At 44.9% G+C, this 19,918-nt stretch carries 16 protein-coding genes; 10 read left to right on the top strand and 6 right to left on the bottom strand.

Annotated elements, in window-relative coordinates; genetic code table 11:
• Window positions 1–3 precede the first annotated feature (3 nt).
• The 4 genes from ACYJZR_RS12420 to nadC all read right to left on the bottom strand — a co-directional run bounded on the left by ACYJZR_RS12420 (window position 4) and on the right by nadC (window position 4,502).
• Window positions 4–1,227 carry a type II secretion system F family protein gene (locus tag ACYJZR_RS12420; RefSeq protein WP_023585959.1) on the bottom strand — a complete coding sequence of 408 codons (1,224 nt, stop codon included), beginning with the start codon at window positions 1,225–1,227 and terminating at the stop codon, window positions 4–6.
• A 24-nt stretch (window positions 1,228–1,251) separates the two neighbouring features.
• Window positions 1,252–2,937 carry a type IV-A pilus assembly ATPase PilB gene (pilB, locus tag ACYJZR_RS12415; protein ID WP_029831398.1) on the bottom strand — a complete coding sequence of 562 codons (1,686 nt, stop codon included), beginning with the start codon at window positions 2,935–2,937 and terminating at the stop codon, window positions 1,252–1,254.
• Window positions 2,938–3,351, bottom strand: coding sequence for a pilin (locus tag ACYJZR_RS12410; RefSeq protein ID WP_029831396.1), 414 nt, complete (start codon window positions 3,349–3,351; stop codon window positions 2,938–2,940).
• A gap of 263 nt (window positions 3,352–3,614) precedes the next feature.
• Entirely contained in the window at window positions 3,615–4,502 is an 888-nt protein-coding gene (gene nadC, locus ACYJZR_RS12405) for a carboxylating nicotinate-nucleotide diphosphorylase (protein ID WP_029831395.1), read from the bottom strand.
• Window positions 4,503–4,594: 92 nt separating this feature from the next.
• Between nadC and ampD the strand changes: the two genes are divergently transcribed.
• The 5 genes from ampD (at window position 4,595) to lpdA (ending at window position 12,624) form a co-directional block, all read left to right on the top strand.
• Window positions 4,595–5,146 carry a 1,6-anhydro-N-acetylmuramyl-L-alanine amidase AmpD gene (gene ampD, locus ACYJZR_RS12400; RefSeq protein ID WP_140289365.1) on the top strand — a complete coding sequence of 184 codons (552 nt, stop codon included), beginning with the start codon at window positions 4,595–4,597 and terminating at the stop codon, window positions 5,144–5,146.
• Window positions 5,147–5,551: 405 nt separating this feature from the next.
• On the top strand, window positions 5,552–6,319 hold the full coding sequence (pdhR, locus tag ACYJZR_RS12395; protein ID WP_005462576.1) for a pyruvate dehydrogenase complex transcriptional repressor PdhR: 768 nt from the start codon (window positions 5,552–5,554) through the stop codon (window positions 6,317–6,319).
• A gap of 48 nt (window positions 6,320–6,367) precedes the next feature.
• Window positions 6,368–9,031, top strand: coding sequence for a pyruvate dehydrogenase (acetyl-transferring), homodimeric type (aceE, locus tag ACYJZR_RS12390; RefSeq protein ID WP_005462566.1), 2,664 nt, complete (start codon window positions 6,368–6,370; stop codon window positions 9,029–9,031).
• 19 nt (window positions 9,032–9,050) lie between these two features.
• The gene (gene aceF, locus ACYJZR_RS12385; RefSeq protein WP_140091712.1) at window positions 9,051–10,928 is read left to right on the top strand and encodes a pyruvate dehydrogenase complex dihydrolipoyllysine-residue acetyltransferase; all 1,878 of its coding nucleotides are present in this window, start codon (window positions 9,051–9,053) and stop codon (window positions 10,926–10,928) included.
• A 268-nt stretch (window positions 10,929–11,196) separates the two neighbouring features.
• Window positions 11,197–12,624 carry a dihydrolipoyl dehydrogenase gene (gene lpdA, locus ACYJZR_RS12380; protein ID WP_005479684.1) on the top strand — a complete coding sequence of 476 codons (1,428 nt, stop codon included), beginning with the start codon at window positions 11,197–11,199 and terminating at the stop codon, window positions 12,622–12,624.
• 127 nt (window positions 12,625–12,751) lie between these two features.
• On the opposite strand, the gene opaR is transcribed toward lpdA, so the two are convergent.
• Window positions 12,752–13,366, bottom strand: a complete 615-nt coding sequence (gene opaR, locus ACYJZR_RS12375; protein ID WP_047733522.1) for a transcriptional regulator OpaR — start codon at window positions 13,364–13,366, stop codon at window positions 12,752–12,754.
• 318 nt (window positions 13,367–13,684) lie between these two features.
• Here opaR and hpt point away from each other — a divergent pair, with 318 nt between their 5' ends.
• A complete protein-coding gene (gene hpt, locus ACYJZR_RS12370) occupies window positions 13,685–14,215 on the top strand; it encodes a hypoxanthine phosphoribosyltransferase (protein WP_005479701.1) in 531 nt (176 codons plus the stop codon).
• 73 nt (window positions 14,216–14,288) lie between these two features.
• On the opposite strand, the gene can is transcribed toward hpt, so the two are convergent.
• A complete protein-coding gene (can, locus tag ACYJZR_RS12365) occupies window positions 14,289–14,957 on the bottom strand; it encodes a carbonate dehydratase (protein WP_005462578.1) in 669 nt (222 codons plus the stop codon).
• Between the two features lie 283 nt (window positions 14,958–15,240).
• Between can and ACYJZR_RS12360 the strand changes: the two genes are divergently transcribed.
• The 4 genes from ACYJZR_RS12360 (at window position 15,241) to ACYJZR_RS12345 (ending at window position 19,909) form a co-directional block, all read left to right on the top strand.
• The gene (locus tag ACYJZR_RS12360) at window positions 15,241–16,911 is read left to right on the top strand and encodes a SulP family inorganic anion transporter (RefSeq protein ID WP_005493993.1); all 1,671 of its coding nucleotides are present in this window, start codon (window positions 15,241–15,243) and stop codon (window positions 16,909–16,911) included.
• A 252-nt stretch (window positions 16,912–17,163) separates the two neighbouring features.
• A complete protein-coding gene (locus ACYJZR_RS12355) occupies window positions 17,164–18,081 on the top strand; it encodes an ABC transporter ATP-binding protein (protein WP_005462584.1) in 918 nt (305 codons plus the stop codon).
• Window positions 18,082–18,852, top strand: coding sequence for an ABC transporter permease (locus ACYJZR_RS12350; protein ID WP_005479696.1), 771 nt, complete (start codon window positions 18,082–18,084; stop codon window positions 18,850–18,852). It abuts the gene before it with no gap.
• Window positions 18,853–18,979: 127 nt separating this feature from the next.
• The gene (locus tag ACYJZR_RS12345) at window positions 18,980–19,909 is read left to right on the top strand and encodes a Kdo(2)-lipid IV(A) acyltransferase (RefSeq protein ID WP_005490362.1); all 930 of its coding nucleotides are present in this window, start codon (window positions 18,980–18,982) and stop codon (window positions 19,907–19,909) included.
• Window positions 19,910–19,918: the final 9 nt, after the last annotated feature.

The following is a 19,918-nucleotide window of genomic DNA, read 5'->3' as shown; positions in this document are numbered from 1 at the left end:
ATTCTAGCCCAATACACTCATTAAGTTAAAGATTGGCAAGTACATTGCTGTGACCAGGCCACCGACAACGATACCTAAAAAAACGATAATTAATGGTTCTAAGATTTTACTGAGGTTATCGACGGTGTTGTCCACTTCAAACTCGTAAATTGTGGCGACTTTATTGAGCATATCGTCAAGTCGGCCGGATTCTTCGCCGATCATAACCATTTGCAGCACCAACTCAGGGAACACGTTGCAATTGCGCATTGCAACATACATCGGCATTCCTGCTGCGGTATCGCGATAAACCTCTTCGATAGCCAATTGATAATGCATATTTCCGGACGTTTTCGAGGTGGTTTTTAAACTGGTTAAAATCGGAATGCCCGCCGTAAAGCTCGTAGCGAGGGTTCGACTAAATTTTGCGATAGCGGCTTTCGATAAAACTGCCCCAAGGACTGGAAACTTAAGCACAGAGCGGTTGAGCATTAAGCGAAAAGAGTCAGAACGCATAGAGAGTACTCTCGCGGAGATAAATACACTGATGGAGCCAAGTGCGATAAATGGGCTCCAGTTTTGTGTCCAAGCGGAAAGATCTAAGACTTGCCTTGTAAACCATGGCAATTCAGCGCCAAAGCCAACAAACATTTTTTCAAACTCGGGAATGACCTTGGTTAGCATGATAAACGATACTCCCAGTGCAACTAGAATAACCATGGCTGGATATATTAGAGCCTTGATCACTTTGGCTCTAAGCTGCTCATTTTTTTCCCTGTAGGTGGCTAAGCGTTCGAACACTTCGGCTAAGTTGCCCGATTGTTCTCCTGTCGCAATCAGGTCGGTATACAGCGGGTCAAAATGGTTACTGGCGGTACGCATCGCTTTGGACATCGGCGTACCCGCTTCAACAGCCCGAGTTACACTCATCAAAATGGATTTCATTTCCGCTTTTTTGTGGTTATCAGAGACCAATTTCAATGCTTGTACTAGCGGCACACCGGTTACCAGCATCGTTGATATTTGACGAGTGAAAACCGTGATGTCTTTCCCTTTTACGCGATGGCTAAGTTTGGTCAAAAAAGAGATGCTGCTTTTCTTTAGCTTTTTGATTTTGATGTGCTGGGCATCTAAGCGCTCTCGTACTTCGATTTCGCTCATTGCCAGAGTTTGACCAGAGGTCTTTTTCCCTGAGCTGTTGACGCCTTTCCAACGGAAGTTCTTTAATTGTGGTGTCGTAGTTTTCATAGGGGGTAACTGCTGATTAAAGGATTAGAAATAGAGCACGCGTTGTAACTCACTAAAGCTTGTGATGCCTTGCTTGAGTTTTTCTATTCCGGACATTTGCAAGGTACTCATGCCATTCGCAATGGCAAGCTTTTCCAGTTCATGTACCGAGGCTCCTTTAATAAGAGCTTCGGATAGAGATTCATCAAAGCGCATGACTTCATAGATACCTGTTCGGCCAGAATAACCATGGGTACATTCGTTGCAACCATCTGGGTTTGCTTTAAAGATGTTGTCAGTTGTTTGGATGTCGAGGTGCTGAAGTTGAACGGTATGCTCTTGCGGTTGTTTACAATATGGACAAAGTTTGCGAGCTAGGCGTTGGGCAATAATCAAACTAAGCGAAGAGGCGAGGTTAAAACTTTCCACGCCCATGTTTGATAAGCGAATGATGGTTTCAGCAGCAGAGTTGGTATGCAAAGTAGAGAGCACTAAGTGACCGGTTTGGGAAGCCTTGATGGCGATTTCCGCAGTATCTAGGTCTCGAATCTCACCCACCATGACCACATCGGGATCTTGACGCAGAAAAGAACGTAGTGCTTCTGCAAAGCCAAAACCAATCTTAGGTTGGACTTGAACTTGGTTAATGCCCGATAAGTTAATTTCTACTGGGTCTTCCGCTGTGGAGATGTTGATCTCTGGTTTATTGAGAATATTTAGCCCAGTGTACAACGAAACGGTTTTGCCGCTTCCTGTTGGACCTGTCATCAGAATCATACCTTGTGGACGACGCAGAGCCTCTAAATACAGCTGTTTTTGTTGCTCACTATAACCAAGCTTGTCGATATCCAGTGATGCGGAGCTGCTATCGAGCAGTCGTAGTACGATCTTCTCTCCAAACAAGGTAGGTAGAGTGGATACCCGCATATCAATCGCGGTGTCTTGATTCAGTTTGAGTTTAATTCGCCCATCTTGTGGTAAACGTCGCTCGGCAATATCAAGTTTAGAGAGAATTTTTATACGAGCTGATAAGCGACGACTCAAGTGATTTGGCGGTTGCTGAGTTTCGATCAAAATGCCATCGCAACGTAGACGAACTCGGTACATCTTTTCATAAGGTTCAAAGTGGATATCGGATGCGCCTTTACGCACCGCGTCCAACAGAATTTGGTTGATGTAGCGGCTAACGGGCGACTCGTCTTGGCTCAAGTCTTCGATATTGTCGATTTCATCTGCACCGACATCCACCAGACTCGCTAGCTCTTCTTGGTTGATCTCTTTGATCTGGGATCGTTCTTTACCAAGCGCGCGACCATAAAGACGGCGTATTGCTGCACTGAGTTCGCGAAAATCCGCCAACACCAATTCAACCTGTAAACCAATGGCAAAGCGGAAATCATCTTCAGCTTGTTGATTGGTGGGGTCGGCAACCGCTAATAATAACGTTGAAGGCGTGCGGTGGAGCGGGAGTGCATTATGTCGTGTGATTAATTCACGTAGGCCGAGTTGTTGGCAAAGCGAAGCATATTCATATTGAGATAACTCGGGCTGACTTAAGCCAAAAATAGAACTTAAGTGCTCGACCAGTTCGCTTGACGTGAAGAATCCAGAACTGAGTAAAGCTTCCGGCATCGAAATGCCAGAAGCTTTGACGTGCTCTATTAACGTTTCTTCTTGGGAAAACGTCAGTAACCCTTTTTGGCGAAGAACTGTTGAGAGGTTGGTTAGCACTTATGAGCAACCTTTTGGAGCATCAACCCCAGTTGGTTGTCCTGTCAAAGCACATGTCCAACCGGAACTAGTGCCTCTGCTATATGTGAAAGCCGCACCAGATACAGCTCCATTGTTGTGAGTAAATACAACGGCATTACCGCTGATAGATAGTGTTCCTAGGCTGTTGGCACCAGCAGATACTCCTAGGTCACTAGGGCTTGCTCCAGATATAGCGCCATTTTCTTGTATATATAATTCGGCAGGAGTGATTACTGATTTTATGGTAGCGAAACCAGATGCTAACTCACTCTTTGATACATAATCTTTATATGCTGGGACTGCAATTGCGGACAGTACACCAATAATTGCCACTACAATCATCAATTCAATCAAGGTAAAACCTTGTTGTTTTTTCTGTTTACTCTGTTTCATTTTCTTTCCTTCTTAATGAAATAAATAATGCTCTTGCATTAGCGAAAGATTATGGAGAGTTAAGGTGGGTTGAAAATGGGGAAGAGATGGGCTCTCGAGTGAGATAAAACTCTTTGGTGAAAAGTTGCATATCGTATGCAGAGTTTTGCGAGTAGCACTATTTTTTGAGTGGATAAAAAGAAAGGGCCTATTGGCCCTTTTTAATGATGAATCACTCACAACTCACTGAGTTAGTTGAAGTAATTTAGATTGTGTTGCTTTTATTATTTGAAGCGCATCGAAAGATCCATCGCTTTTAGATGCTTAGTCAACGCGCCTACCGAAATGTAATCGACTCCGGTTTCTGCGTATTCAGCGATAGTATCTAGAGTGATGTTGCCTGAGTTTTCTAAAGCGGCACGGCCTGCGTTAATCTCTACGGCTTCACGCATCATTTCTTTGGTGAAGTTATCTAGCATTATGATGTCGGCACCTGCTTCGATCGCTTCTTGTAGCTCAGCCAAGCTTTCTGTTTCTACTTCTACTGGTTTGCCAGGATTAAGTTCTTTTGCTGTGGTGATTGCTTGAGTAATTCCGCCACAAGCGATGATGTGGTTTTCTTTGATGAGGTAAGCGTCGAACACACCGATACGATGGTTAAAACCGCCACCGCAAGCAACGGCGTACTTCAGAGCACTTCGAAGACCCGGAATGGTTTTTCGTGTGTCTAGTAGACGACACTCAGTATGCGCGATTTTTTCAGCGTACTCTGCGGTAACTGTTGCGCAGCCAGACAACGTTTGGATGAAGTTCATTGCGTTACGCTCACCAGTCAACAAATCACGAGCTGGGCCTGTCAGCGTACAAAGGGTTTGGTTAGGTTTGACCTTATCGCCGTCCTTTACGTGCCATTCAATGCTGACCTTACCACCGAGCTGTTTAAAAACTTCATCAGCCCATGCTTGACCACAGAACACACCATGCTCGCGAGTAATAATCGTTGCGGTATTAACCGCATCGGCAGGGATCAAAGATGCAGTAATGTCGTTATCTGCGTCGACGCTGCCACCTAGATCTTCTTTTAAGGTATCAGCGACAGAGCGAGTGATCTCTAAAGGGAGTTGTTGTTTAAGGTATTCTAGGCGTTCTTGAATGTTGTGTGTGTTCTTCATCGCAAATCTTGTCTTGAAAGGGAGATGGCATCGAATGATACTCTCCGGTGTCAATAATTTCAGCAGTTAATTTGCAAACTATAGAGGTTGATATGTCCCTAATTATCGATAATGGATGGTTGACTCACGCAAAGCATGTTCCATCACCATTTTTTGATGCACGCAACAGCGAACACGATATCTCTCTATTAGTTGTTCATAACATCAGTTTGCCACCTGGTCAGTTTGGTGGGCCGTATATTGAAGATTTTTTCAGCGGTAATCTTGATCCTAACGCGCACCCATTTTTTGAGGTAATTCACAAAATGGGCGTTTCAGCGCATTGTTTAATTAAGCGCGACGGTGAGATTGTTCAGTTCGTTTCGTTTCTTGATAGAGCATGGCATGCGGGGCAATCAAGCTTTGCCGGGAGAGACCGTTGCAATGATTACTCTATTGGCATTGAGCTAGAGGGAACAGAATTTGTGGCGTATACAGAAGAGCAATATCAATCACTTGCTCGATTAACTCAAGCCATCATGCACCAATATCCTCAAATTACCTTGCCGCGAATTACCGGTCATCAATACATTGCTCCCTTGAGAAAAAGCGATCCTGGTCTAAGCTTTGATTGGGTTAAATATAGGCAGCTGGTTCAACGTTGATTTGTAGCAAAACTGTAAATTCAAAAAACGGAAATAAATAAGGCATACGATCAGGTATGCCTTTTTTTGATACGAGAAATATTAATGGTTGTTAAAAATTAACTACATTTTTACGACTAATGAGTTCGTTTTGGTGAATAAATAGACTGATCATTTTGTCATTTTTTGTATTTCTTTTCCAAAACCGCTAGCACGTCGAATTCCCATTTGTTTTGTTAATGTAATTGGTCAGACCAATTTTTTTGCCGTTTTAATAGTCAATTGTTATCAGACTGTTGGTTGTAAGTCTGTTCTATGATTTAGGTCAATTTTTGGCTGGACAGTTGCGTTTTAATTATGTTAATTTCTGCACCAACTTAAAATTGGTATTACCAATTACCTGCAAGAGTAGAAGAACAATAAATTATGGCTTATCAAAGGATTCGTCAGCCAAAGCTCTCTGATGTTATTGAACAAGAGTTAGAAAGGTTGATTGTGGAAGGAACATTGTCTCCGGGGCAACAATTGCCACCAGAGCGCGAACTGGCGAAACAGTTCGATGTGTCTCGTCCTTCAGTCCGTGAAGCCATCCAACGCTTAGAAGCGAAACGTTTGTTAACTCGTCGCCAAGGTGGCGGTACTTTCGTTAGCGAAAACATCTGGAAAAGCTTTTCCGATCCTTTGCTGAATTTGTTGTCTAGCCACTCTGAAACCCAACTTGATTTGCTTGAGTCACGTCATGCAATGGAAGGGATTTCGGCGTATTTTGCAGCTTTGCGTGGTACCGAAGAAGATTTTGCACGCATTCAAGGCTGCCTTGAGCGCATTAGTAAAGAGCAAGCAAACAACGATATCGAAGCGGAATCAGCGGAAGTTATGCAGTTTTTAATTGCGATAACAGAAGCGGCTCATAATGTCGTGTTACTGCACATTGTGCGTAGCTTAGCTCCTCTACTTGAGCAAAATATTCTACAGAATTTTAAATTACTACGTCGCCGCCCTGAGGCGGTCGAGAAAGTGAGTAAACACCGAGCTAACATTGTGGATGCGATTGTTTCTGGTCAGCCTGAAAAGGCTCGTGAGATGTCTCATTCGCACTTGGCTTACATCGAAGAAACATTGTTGGATTTGACTCGAGAAGAGTCTCGACGAGAGCGTTCTCTGCGTCGAATTCAGCAGGGTAACAACTCGTAAGAGTGTTACTTAAATAAGTAGATCCAACCAACAGAAGGATAGATCGCCATGTCTGATATGAAGCATGACGTAGATGCACTGGAAACTCAAGAATGGCTACAAGCACTTGAGTCAGTTGTACGTGAAGAAGGTGTAGAACGCGCTCAGTACCTACTAGAGCAGGTTCTAGACAAAGCACGTCTAGACGGTGTTGATATGCCAACAGGTATCACAACTAACTACATCAACACGATTCCTGCAGACCAAGAGCCAGCTTACCCTGGTGACACAACGCTTGAGCGCCGTATTCGTTCCATCATTCGCTGGAACGCAATCATGATCGTTCTTCGCGCATCTAAGAAAGACCTAGAACTAGGCGGCCACATGGCGTCTTTCCAGTCTTCTGCTGCATTCTACGAAACATGTTTCAACCACTTCTTCCGTGCGCCAAACGAGAAGGACGGTGGTGACCTAGTTTACTACCAAGGTCACATCTCACCGGGTATCTACGCTCGTGCGTTCGTTGAAGGTCGTCTAACTGAAGAGCAGCTAGACAACTTCCGTCAAGAAGTGGATGGTAAAGGTATCCCATCATACCCGCACCCTAAACTAATGCCTGAATTCTGGCAGTTCCCAACCGTATCTATGGGTCTAGGTCCGATCTCTGCGATCTACCAAGCTCGTTTCCTTAAGTACCTTGAAGGCCGCGGCATGAAAGATACTTCTGAGCAGCGCGTTTACGCGTTCTTAGGTGACGGTGAGATGGATGAGCCAGAATCACGTGGTGCTATCTCTTTCGCTGCGCGTGAGAAGCTAGACAACCTATGTTTCCTAATCAACTGTAACCTACAGCGTCTAGACGGCCCTGTAATGGGTAACGGTAAGATCATTCAAGAACTTGAAGGTCTGTTCAAAGGTGCTGGCTGGAACGTAGTGAAAGTAATCTGGGGTAACAACTGGGATTCTCTACTAGCTAAAGACACAACTGGTAAGCTTCTACAGCTTATGAACGAAACAATCGATGGCGATTACCAAACGTTCAAAGCGAAAGATGGCGCATACGTGCGTGAGCACTTCTTCGGTAAATACCCAGAAACTGCTGCACTAGTTGCTGACATGACTGACGACGAAATCTTCGCGCTTAAGCGTGGTGGTCACGAGTCTTCTAAGCTTTACGCTGCTTACAAAAATGCGGCAGAAACTAAAGGTCGTCCAACAGTAATCCTAGCTAAGACTGTTAAAGGTTACGGCATGGGTGAAGCGGCTGAAGGTAAGAACATCGCGCACCAAGTTAAGAAGATGGATATGACTCACGTACTACACCTACGTGATCGTCTAGGTCTACAAGACATCCTAACTGACGAAGCTGTGAAAGAACTTCCGTACCTGAAACTTGAAGAAGGTTCAAAAGAGTACGAATACCTACACGCTCGTCGTAAAGCGCTACACGGCTACACGCCACAGCGTCTACCAAACTTCACTCAAGAACTCATCGTTCCTGAGCTAGAAGAGTTCAAGCCACTACTAGAAGAACAGAAGCGTGATATCTCTTCTACTATGGCATTCGTACGTGCACTTAACGTTCTACTTAAGAACAAGAACATTGGTAAGAACATCGTTCCTATCATTGCTGACGAAGCGCGTACATTCGGTATGGAAGGTCTGTTCCGTCAAATCGGTATTTACAACCCGCACGGCCAGAACTACACACCACAAGACCGCGACATCGTTTCTTACTACAAAGAGGCAACGTCAGGTCAGGTTCTACAAGAAGGTATCAACGAGCTAGGTGCTATGTCTTCATGGGTTGCTGCTGCGACTTCATACTCGACAAACGACCTACCAATGATCCCGTTCTACATCTATTACTCAATGTTCGGCTTCCAACGTGTTGGCGACATGGCGTGGATGGCTGGCGACCAACAAGCACGTGGTTTCCTACTAGGCGCAACTGCTGGTCGTACAACGCTGAACGGCGAAGGTCTACAGCACGAAGACGGTCACTCGCACATCATGGCGGGTACGGTTCCTAACTGTATCTCTTACGACCCAACATTCGCGTACGAAGTAGCAGTAATCATGCAAGACGGTATCCGTCGCATGTACGGTCCTGATCAAGAGAACGTGTTCTACTACCTAACGCTAATGAACGAAAACTACGCAATGCCAGCAATGCCAGAAGGCGCTGAAGAAGGCATCCGTAAAGGTATCTACAAGCTAGAAACTTACACGGGCGATAAAGCGAAAGTTCAGCTAATGAGCTCAGGTACTATCATGAATGAAGTACGTAAAGCAGCTCAAATCCTAAGCGAAGAGTACGGTGTTGCTTCTGATGTTTACTCTGTAACGTCATTCAACGAACTAACTCGCGACGGTCAAGATGCAGAGCGTTTCAACATGCTTCACCCAGAAGCGGAAGCGAAAGTACCTTACATCCAAACAGTAATGGGTACTGAGCCAGCTATCGCAGCAACTGACTACATGAAGAACTACGCAGAGCAGGTTCGTGCATTCATTCCTGCTGAGTCTTTCAAAGTTCTTGGTACTGATGGCTTCGGTCGTTCAGACAGCCGTGAAAACCTACGTCGTCACTTCGAAGTGAACGCAGGTTACGTAGTAGTAGCAGCACTAACTGAACTAGCGAAACGTGGCGAAGTTGAGAAATCTGTAATTGCGGAAGCAATTAAGAAATTCGACATCGACACTGAGAAAACTAACCCGCTATACGCTTAATTAAGAAGGTAGATAAGAAATGGCAATCGAAATTAATGTACCAGACATCGGTGCGGATGAGGTTGAAGTTACTGAGATTCTTGTAAGCGTTGGCGACAAGGTTGAAGAAGAACAGTCTCTGATCACTGTTGAAGGCGATAAAGCTTCTATGGAAGTTCCTGCTTCTCAAGCGGGTATCGTTAAAGAAATCAAAGTTGCAGAAGGCGACAAGGTTTCTACTGGTTCTCTAATCATGATTTTCGAAGCCGAAGGTGCAGCAGACGCTGCACCTGCTCCTGCGGCAGAAGCGGCTCCAGCAGCGGCTCCAGCTCCAGCAGCAGCGGCAGAACTGAAAGAAGTTCACGTACCAGATATCGGTGGTGACGAAGTTGAAGTTACTGAAATCATGGTAGCAATCGGCGACAGCATCGAAGAAGAGCAATCTCTGATCACTGTAGAAGGCGACAAAGCTTCTATGGAAGTTCCTGCACCATTCGCAGGTACGCTTAAAGAGATCAAAGTAGCTGCAGGCGATAAAGTATCGACTGGCTCTCTAATCATGGTATTCGAAACTGCAGGTTCAGGTGCTCCAGCAGCTCCTGCGGCAGTTGAAGCTCCAGCGGCAGCAGCTCCAGCAGCGTCTGCGGCAAAAGAAGTTAACGTTCCAGATATCGGTGGCGACGAAGTAGAAGTGACTGAAATCATGGTTGCAGTTGGCGACACAGTGGAAGAAGAGCAATCTCTAATCACTGTTGAAGGCGACAAAGCTTCTATGGAAGTTCCTGCACCATTCGCTGGTACAGTTAAAGAAATCAAGATTGCAGCTGGCGACAAAGTGTCTACTGGCTCACTAATCATGGTATTCGAAGTGGCGGGCGCAGCACCTGCTCCGGCGGCGGCTCCAGCTCAAGCGGCTGCACCTGCAGCGGCTCCTGCTCCTAAAGTAGAAGCACCAGCGGCAGCAGCTGGCGACTTCCAAGACAATGATGAGTACGCTCACGCGTCTCCAGTTGTTCGTCGTCTAGCTCGTGAGTTCGGCGTAAACCTTTCTAAGGTTAAAGGTTCTGGTCGTAAGAGCCGTATCCTGAAAGAAGACGTTCAGAACTACGTGAAAGAAGCGCTTAAGCGTCTTGAGTCTGGTGCAGCAGCATCTGGCAAAGGCGACGGTGCAGCTCTTGGTCTACTACCATGGCCAAAAGTGGACTTCAGCAAGTTCGGTGAGACAGAAGTACAACCGCTATCTCGCATTAAGAAGATCTCTGGTGCTAACCTACACCGTAACTGGGTAATGATCCCGCACGTTACACAGTGGGATAACGCAGACATCACGGCTCTTGAAGCATTCCGTAAAGAGCAAAACGCGATTGAAGCGAAGAAAGACACTGGCATGAAGATCACTCCACTAGTGTTCATCATGAAAGCGGCGGCTAAAGCACTTGAAGCGTTCCCAGCGTTCAACTCTTCTCTATCAGAAGACGGTGAGAGCCTAATTCTGAAGAAATACGTGAACATCGGTATCGCAGTAGATACGCCAAACGGTCTAGTTGTTCCTGTATTTAAAGACGTGAACAAGAAAGGCATCTACGAGCTATCTGAAGAGCTAATGGCTGTTTCTAAGAAAGCACGTTCAGGCAAGCTAACTGCTGCTGACATGCAAGGTGGCTGTTTCACTATCTCTAGCCTAGGTGGTATCGGCGGTACGGCGTTTACTCCAATCGTAAACGCGCCAGAAGTTGGTATCCTAGGTGTGTCTAAGTCAGAAATGAAACCTGTATGGAACGGTAAAGAGTTCGAACCGCGTCTACAACTTCCACTGTCTCTATCATACGACCACCGTGTGATCGATGGTGCTGAAGGTGCGCGCTTCATCACTTACCTAAATTCATGTCTATCTGACATTCGTCGTCTAGTTCTTTAATAGAAGTTAGATGAATGAGAGGCGGCAATTTAGCCGCCTCTGCTAATAATAATTACCGGACAATTTGGTTATCTCCCTTATTCTCTACAGGGTTTTCACAATCGAATTGTTGTCTAGCTCACAGGCTAAATTGATTTACTTTTCACACCATTAACATCTCTGTAAACTGTTGGCGGTCTGAAAATAATTGTTTAAAACGAATAACTCTTAAACAGAAAAAATCGATACCCACTCAGCCTGTTAGGGATAATGACTACAAGAGGTCAAAATGAGCAAAGAAATTAAAGCCCAAGTTGTTGTACTTGGTTCTGGTCCTGCTGGTTACTCCGCTGCCTTCCGTTGTGCAGACTTAGGTCTTGAAACTGTACTTGTTGAACGTTACAGCACTCTAGGTGGTGTGTGTCTGAACGTGGGTTGTATCCCATCTAAAGCACTTCTACACGTTTCTAAAGTAATTGAAGAAGCGAAAGCGATGGCTGATCACGGCGTTGTGTTCGGCGAACCGCAAACAGACATCAACAAGATCCGTATCTGGAAAGAAAAAGTTGTTAACCAACTAACTGGCGGCCTAAGCGGCATGGCTAAGATGCGTAACGTAACAGTGGTAAACGGTTACGGTAAGTTCACTGGCCCTAACTCTATCCTTGTAGAAGGTGAAGGCGAGTCAACCGTTGTTAACTTCGACAACGCAATCGTTGCGGCTGGTTCTCGTCCAATCAAACTGCCATTTATCCCGCATGAAGACCCACGTATTTGGGACTCTACTGACGCTCTTGAACTGAAAGAAGTGCCAGAAAAACTGCTTATCATGGGTGGTGGTATCATCGGTCTAGAAATGGGTACGGTTTACCACTCTCTAGGTTCTAAAGTTGAAGTTGTTGAGATGTTTGACCAGGTAATCCCTGCTGCAGACAAAGATATCGTTAAGGTTTACACCAAGCGTATCAAAGACAAGTTCAAGTTAATGCTAGAAACGAAAGTAACAGCAGTTGAAGCGAAAGAAGACGGTATCTACGTTTCAATGGAAGGCAAAAAAGCACCTGCTGAAGCAGAGCGCTACGATGCGGTTCTTGTTGCTATCGGTCGTGTACCAAACGGCAAACTTATCGACGGTGAAAAAGCGGGTCTAGAAATCGACGAGCGCGGCTTCATCAACGTTGATAAGCAAATGCGTACTAACGTTCCTCACATCTTCGCGATCGGTGATATCGTTGGTCAGCCAATGCTTGCTCACAAAGGTGTGCATGAAGGCCACGTAGCGGCTGAAGTTATCTCTGGTAAGAAGCACTACTTTGACCCTAAAGTTATCCCTTCAATCGCGTACACTGAGCCAGAAGTGGCTTGGGTTGGTAAGACAGAGAAAGAAGCGAAAGCAGAAGGCATCAAGTACGAAGTGGCGACATTCCCATGGGCTGCATCAGGTCGTGCAATCGCATCTGACTGTTCAGATGGTATGACTAAGCTAATCTTCGACAAAGAAACTCATCGCGTAATCGGTGGTGCTATCGTTGGTACTAACGGTGGTGAACTACTAGGCGAAATCGGTCTGGCGATCGAGATGGGCTGTGATGCAGAAGATATCGCTCTGACTATCCACGCTCACCCAACTCTACACGAGTCTGTAGGTCTAGCTGCTGAAGTATTTGAAGGTTCAATCACTGACCTGCCAAACAAAAAAGCAGTTAAGAAGAAGTAAGTTCTCTTACTGAAAGAATAGTAAAAACCGCTGAACTTCAGCGGTTTTTTTGTATTTGAATGTTCGAAGCAGACAAACATAGAAAAGCCCACCATGTGGTGGGCTTGTTTGTATTCAAATCTGAGCTTTAGTGTTCGCGATTGTAGATGCAAAGCATATCTAGGTAAGCGCTCACGAGCTCTTTCAACTCGGCTTCACCTTTGAAGCGGTTTGCTTGTACGAACAGCGAGTAACAAATACCGTGGAATAGATTTGCCAAGTGTTCTGAATCGTGTTGTTCACACACTTCACCGCGTTCAATCGCTTTAATGAACATGTTTTGAACCAATAATTGGTTAGTGCGGTTGGTAGACACAAATAGAGGCCAAACTTCATCACGAGTTGATGCGCTCCACTCGAACCAAACTTTCAGCCAGTGACAATCTTGGCTTACGAGCTCGATCATCGCATTGGTGATGTTTGCGATGTTTTCTCGAGCGTGTATGTCTAGGTCGATATTATCCGAAAGGAAATTCGAGAACTGACGTACAACATGGTTGAGAACTTCATCAACCAAATCTTCGCGAGTTGGGAAGTAGTTAAAAACGGTTGCAACAGACACTTGCGCAATTTCAGCAATATCTGCGTGACCACCACGGCCAATACCACGGCGTGCAAATACTTCTAACGCGATTTCCATGAGTTGTTGCTTACGTTTAAGAGGAGAAAGCCTAGTTCTAGGTCTCTTTGCAATTGAGTCCATATCCATTTTCCTTGCCATTTGAGTTGTTGTTGGGGGTAACCCCCTAATTGATTATTTTAATAATTGCTTTAAGCAGTGATGAGTGTAATGGTGCATATGCACAAGGTCAACATCTGATGGATAATTTATAGACAGTAATGTCATTATTATTGATAAGTTTTGCTGTAAACTTTCGAAAATTTGGCAGCGCTCCCAAGAATTTTCCGCAAAAGGATGTGACTTTCAACCCACTCTTCGTGGTGATACACTACACGCCGTAAGATTAGGTGATCGTTTGCGTGCGACCTACCTCAACCCACAAACTAAATTGAGCACAGTATGAAACATACAATAGAAGTCATGATTTCTGAGCAAGAAGTTCAGGAACGAATTCGTGAATTAGGCAAACAAATTACAGAGCGTTACCAAGGCAGTGAAGACCTAGTTTTGGTTGGCTTGTTGCGTGGTTCTTTTGTATTTATGGCCGATCTAGCGCGTGCTATTGAACTGACTCATCAAGTTGATTTTATGACGGCATCAAGCTACGGCAACACGATGGAAAGCTCACGCGATGTACGCATCTTGAAAGATTTGGATGATGACATTAAAGGCAAAGACGTTTTGCTTGTTGAAGACATCATCGATACAGGTAACACGCTAAATAAAATTCGCGAAATCCTATCGCTACGTGAACCTAAATCTATCGCGATTTGTACGCTACTAGACAAGCCATCTCGCCGTGAAGTAAATGTGCCAGTTGATTGGATTGGTTTCGAGATCCCTGACGAGTTCGTTGTTGGTGTTGGTATCGATTACGCTCAAAAATACCGTCACCTACCATTCATCGGTAAAGTGGTTCCTCAAGAATAATTGAGTTCACTATTCGAAATACAAAAAAACGCCCATATAAATGGGCGTTTTTTATTTATTCAGATTTTATGGCTTAGCGACACAGAAGCTTATTGTCAGGGTTCAAAATCGTCGACAGTGCTTTCTGGTACGATGCTTCAACGGTCTCTTTAGAATTAGAGCGAATACCCAAATATTCAAGGCGACCATCTTCAATTCCGTATACGACACCGTGAATTTCGACATCTTGCCCGCGCTCCCACGCGTTTTGCATGATGGTTGAATTGCCTAGGTTATAAACTTGTTCTGCAACGTTAATTTCACCAAGCTTATCGGCACGATCTTCAACAGGCATTTGATCTAAGTAAGAACGATGCTTGAAGTAAAGATCTCTGATGTGCAGTAGCCAGTTATTGATAAGCCCGAGTTGAGGGTTATCTATCGCTGCGTTAACACCGCCGCAACCGTAGTGACCACACACAATAATGTGCTTCACCTTGAGTACATCAACGGCGTATTGAACAACGGAAAGGCAATTGAGGTCTGTGTGAATGACTTGGTTTGCAACATTGCGGTGAACAAATAATTCACCGGAGTAAAGGCCGGTTAATCGTTCTGCGGGTACTCGACTATCGGAGCAGCCAATCCAAAGAAAATCAGGCTTTTGGCCTTCGGCGAGCTTAGCGAAATATTCAGGACGATCAGATTTGATTTCTTCCGACCATTTTGAATTATTCTCAAATAACTGTTTAATTTCCGGCATCTTGCAAACTACTTCCCTTAAATGACAAAAGCACTCATCGCAATTGAAACATATCAAGCGATCAGTGTTGTAACTATACACAATGTTACAATTTCGATCCCGTTAAATATGCGTCAGACAGGACTCATCTGACGTGTTCTTGGAAATAAATTCGTACAATTCAGACCGCTTATTAGATAACGAATTAAGCCATAATTTATTTATGGTTTAATTTTTCACATTCCTCGTTAAAGTAATGACATTTTACTTATTTAATTTTGAAATTAATGCAGGGAGCTAAACGGTGTTCGGTAGTCGTTTTAAAGATATCAATTTCAAAGGGGATATATTTGGCGGGGTGACCACGGCCATTATTTCTCTCCCTTTGGCGTTGGCGTTCGGGGTTGCTTCGGGGGCAGGTGCAGAAGCTGGCCTTTGGGGCGCCATAATGGTGGGCTTGTTTGCCTCCTTATTTGGTGGCTCAAATACACTTATCTCAGAACCCACGGGGCCGATGACGGTGATCATGACAGCCGTATTGACCAGTATGATGGCGAAGTACCCTGAAACAGGTATGGCGATGACGTTTACTGTTGTCATGATGGCGGGTGCGTTTCAGATCCTGCTCGGAACGCTGAAGATGGGCAAATACGTCACCTTAATGCCTTACAGCGTGATCTCCGGCTTTATGTCGGGTATTGGTGTCATACTCATCATTCTTCAATTGTCGCCACTCCTGGGGCACGCTGCGCCTACGGGAGGAGTGCTAGGGACATTGTCCGCGCTGCCTGAAACCATTTCTAATCTAAAATTTAACGAGCTTTTCCTTGGCTTGCTGACATTAGGCATTCTGTTCTTTTTCCCAAAGAAGTATCGCAAATATGTACCCGCCCAATTGGTGGCACTGGTCGCAGTGACCTTATTGTCGGTGATGTTGTTTGATACGGAAGATATCCGCCGTATCGGGGAAATTCCGGCTGGCCTGCCATCTTTGGTCGCGCCACATATCGACCCCGATATGTTCGTTGAAATGGTCATCGATGCATTGGTGTTAGGTACGCTCGGTTGTATTGATACCTTGTTAACGGCGGTTATCGGTGACTCACTTACCCGTAAAGAGCACGATTCCGACAAAGAGCTTCGTGGTCAGGGCTTAGCGAATATGATTTCAGGTTTATTCGGCGCACTTCCAGGAGCTGGCGCGACGATGGGCACGGTGACAAACATCCAAGTTGGCGCTCGCTCTCCATTATCTGGTGTGGTGCGAGCCTTAGTATTGGCTCTGGTTGTTTTGGTGGCTGGTGGATTAACCGAACCTATCCCAATGGCAGTGCTAGCAGGCATCGCGGTGTACGTTGGCTTTAACATCTTAGATTGGAGCTTTATCCAGCGCGCGCATAAGGTCAGTTTTTCTGGCATGGCGATCATGTATGGCGTGATGCTACTGACAGTGTTTGTTGATCTCATTGTGGCCGTTGGTTTGGGTGTGTTTGTTTCAAACATCATGATTATTGAGCGCTTGAGTCGCGAACAAGCTCGTCAGGTAAAAGCCATCAGTGATGCCGACGAAGACGATGTGCCACTGACGGACAGTGAACGAGGATTGTTAGATCGCGCCAATGGGCGAGTGTTGTTCTTCTATCTCTCTGGCCCAATGATTTTCAGTGTGTCTAAGGCCATTTCTCGTCAACACACCAGTATTTCAGATTACGACGTGATGATCTTGGATTTGACCGATGTTCCTATGCTGGATGTTACGGTGGGCCTAGCACTCGAAAACGCCATTAAAGACGCGTTAGATGCTCGCTGTGAAGTGTACTTGTTGTGTCCGAATCAGCGTACTCGCGAGCAACTAGAGAAGTTTCATGTCATCGATCTAGTGCCGGATAACAATATGTATCAGTTCCGCTACGAGGCCTTGAATGCGGCTGTCGCGCATGTAGAATCGGATCACTACCAGCGAATGACAGCTTAATTTTCACACTCTGTATGAAAGCGCTGCTCAGCCTGTTTAGCAGCGCTTTTTTTGTTTCCCCTTAACCCCCTCAATTGAAAACCTTGAAAATTACAAGGTTGATATTTCCAATATTGTCGAAAGGTTTAATTGTAATCATCGTTATTCGACGATAAACTAATGAAACTTTCTCCAGCTTCCTACTAAGCTTCAGGTGATGCTTATCTTGGAACTGGTCATCCCAATTCACTAACAGATGGCAATCATTACGCTATGTACGCATTAGAAATTGAACAATTACGTAAAACGTATGCGGGCGGCTTTGAAGCGTTAAAAGGCATCAGTCTACAAGTTAAAAAAGGTGACTTTTACGCGCTTCTTGGACCTAACGGTGCAGGAAAATCAACCACGATCGGCATCATCTCTTCTTTGGTTAATAAGACTTCTGGAGTAGCAAAAGTTTTTGGTTATGACATTGATACTGATTTAGAACTTGCCAAGCAAAACCTTGGTTTAGTGCCTCAAGAATTCAACTTCAACCAATTTGAAACGGTTGAGCAGATCGTCATTCAACAAGCGGGTTACTATGGTGTTTCTAAAATTCTGGCAAAAGAGCGAGCAGAAAAATACCTGAAGAAGCTCGATTTATGGGAGAAGCGCAAAGAGCGTGCTCGTAACTTATCGGGTGGTATGAAGCGTCGCTTGATGATTGCTCGCGCGCTCATGCACGAACCAAAACTGCTGATTTTGGATGAGCCGACGGCTGGGGTGGACATTGAGCTGCGTCGTTCAATGTGGGATTTCCTCAAAGAAATCAATCAGCAGCAAGGGATCACTATCATTCTTACTACGCACTATTTAGAAGAAGCGGAAATGCTGTGTCGCAACATAGGCATTATCAATCGCGGCGAGTTGATTGAAAACACCACCATGAAAGCGTTGCTCAGCAAACTCAGCGTAGAAACCTTTATTCTAGATATCGAGACTGACGGCGAAGTGCCTGAGTTGAATGGTGTCAATCGTCAAAGCTTAATCGATGGCTCATTAGAAATTGAGTTAGATAAAAGCCAAGGTCTCAATGCAGTGTTTGCTCAATTAACGGAACATGGCGTGAAAGTGCTGTCGATGCGCAATAAAGCCAACCGATTAGAAGAACTGTTTGTCAGCATTGTCAGAGAGGGGAGCAAGTAAATGTACCAACTGTATTGGACGGCATTTCGTAGTTTGCTGGGTAAAGAGGTGACGCGCTTCTCGCGTATTTGGGTACAAACTTTGGTGCCTCCAGCGATTACGATGACGCTGTACTTCATCATCTTCGGTAATCTGATCGGTTCTCGAATTGGTGAAATGAGCGGATTTAGCTACATGGAATACATCGTGCCGGGTTTGATCATGATGTCGGTGATCACCAACTCATATTCAAATGTCGCGTCTTCATTCTTTAGTGCAAAACTGCAAAAGAACATCGAAGAGTTGTTGGTTGCACCTGTGCCAAACTACGTCATCATCGCAGGTTATGTCATGGGTGGTGTAACCCGTGGCTTGCTGGTTGGTGCTATTGTGACGTGCGTGTCGCTGCTGTTTGTAGATCTACAGGTTGAGCACTGGGGCATTATTGTGGCGACGGTATTTATGACGTCGGTGGTGTTTGCTCTTGGTGGATTGATCAATGCGGTTTACGCAAAGACGTTTGATGACATCTCAATCATTCCTACGTTTGTCTTAACGCCGCTTACCTATCTTGGCGGTGTGTTTTATTCGATTAGCCTGTTGCCTGAGTTTTGGCAAGGTGTATCGAAAATCAACCCAATTGTTTACATGGTGAATGCATTCCGTTACGGATTTTTAGGCGTATCGGATGTTGGTATCGTGACTTCATTTAGTGTACTGGGTGTGTTTGTTGTGGTGCTGTACGCCATTGCCCACTACTTGGTAACAAAAGGGATTGGGCTACGAAGCTAAGCCATGCTCATAAAGAAAAGAGCAGCGATTTACGCTGCTCTTTTGCATGCACAACAATACATACCCATACAATCTTCCGGTTTTTATCATGATAGGTTTCAATCATTTGTAATAAATGAGTGATCCTATGAATATTGTCCCGCCGCCGCTTTTTTCCTATCAGTTACTCAAGCCCAAATATTGGTCTGTTTGGCTGGCATTTGGAGCTCTAGCAATCATTGTTAATGTACTGCCGTATGTGGTATTACGAATCTTAGGTAGAAGCATCGGTTGCGTTGCGATGCAGTTAATGAAGCGCCGATACAAGATCGCTTTGCGTAATCTTCAGCTATGTTTTCCTGACTATACAGATTGGCAATGCAAGGATGTGGTACGAAAAAACTTTCAATACACGGGAATGGCGCTCATCGAAACTGGTATCGCTTGGTTTTGGCCTGACTGGCGAATTAATCGCATAACTTCTATTGTTGGCAAAGATCGTCTGCTCACAGAGGAAAAGAACGGTCGCGGTGTATTAGTGGTGTGTAGTCACCATTTGAACTTGGAAATAACCGCTCGTATCTTTAGCCAATTTGCCAAAGGCTATGGTGTTTATCGACCAAACTCAAACCCTGCTTATGAATTTATTCAACATCGAGGCCGAACTCGTTTTGGGCATCAAATGATCGATCGAAAAGACGTGAAATCAATGCTCAAAGTTTTGAAAAATGGCCATCGACTTTGGTATTTACCTGATCATGATTATGGTGCCAGTCATTCTGTTTTTGCACCGTTTTTTGCCGTTGAACAAGCTGCGAGCACTGTGGGGTCTAGTGTGCTTATTGACGCAACAAAGTGCGCGGTCATATCAGGTGTCACAGTGAGCAGGAATCATCACTACACGTTGTATATTGGGAAGGATCTCAGTGAGTATTTTGAAAAGCGTAATGCGATGAAAGCGGCAAGTATCTTGAACCAAGAACTCGAAAAAATGATAAGACGCGATATTCCTGCGTGGATGTGGTTGCACAAACGGTTTAAAACACGTCCTGAAGGATTTGATTGCGTCTATACGTAGAACATAAAA

This window comes from Vibrio sp. RC2502 (genome assembly GCF_054850435.1).
Note: the sequence above shows the minus strand (reverse complement) of the source record. Positions and strands in the feature narration are given on the sequence as shown.